The sequence below is a fragment of the Vibrio sp. 10N.222.52.B7 genome (assembly GCF_041474275.1).
Classification (GTDB): domain Bacteria; phylum Pseudomonadota; class Gammaproteobacteria; order Enterobacterales; family Vibrionaceae; genus Vibrio; species Vibrio crassostreae_C.
The window spans coordinates 1-394 of record NZ_JBFRTU010000396.1 but is presented as its reverse complement, the minus strand read 5'-3'; the positions used below and the strand labels follow the sequence as shown (position 1 = coordinate 394).

General features: G+C 41.6%; 1 protein-coding gene. It reads right to left on the bottom strand.

What is annotated here, in order from left to right; genetic code table 11:
* The coding region (locus AB4512_RS23375; protein ID WP_372175911.1) for a TonB-dependent receptor plug domain-containing protein at positions 1-394 on the bottom strand (394 nt) is incomplete at both ends.

Sequence of the window (394 nt, the reverse complement as noted above, 5' to 3'; positions counted from 1 at the left end):
GACACATACCAATCAATTGAAGGCGCAATTACATAGCGCTCTTCCTCTACACCGTCAACTTGCGTATCTTTTTTACGACCAAGAGCGACCAAACGATAAGCAACGTTGTCACTCAAAGCGCCCGTGGTATCAATTGATGCTTCAACTAGGTTATCTAAACCCGTTGCTAAACCAATTTTCGTAGATTCTTCGAACTTAGGAGCTTTCGCAATGATATTTACCATGCCTCCTGGTGGCATACTTCCATAAAGAACAGACGTTGGACCTTTAAAGATTTCTAAACGCTCCATCGCAATTGGATCAATTTGAGGTTTTACATTCCAGCCAGGAAGAATTGGCAACATCATTCCGTCGTAATAGTTATTTGAAGACTCAAAGCCACGAATTTTAACCC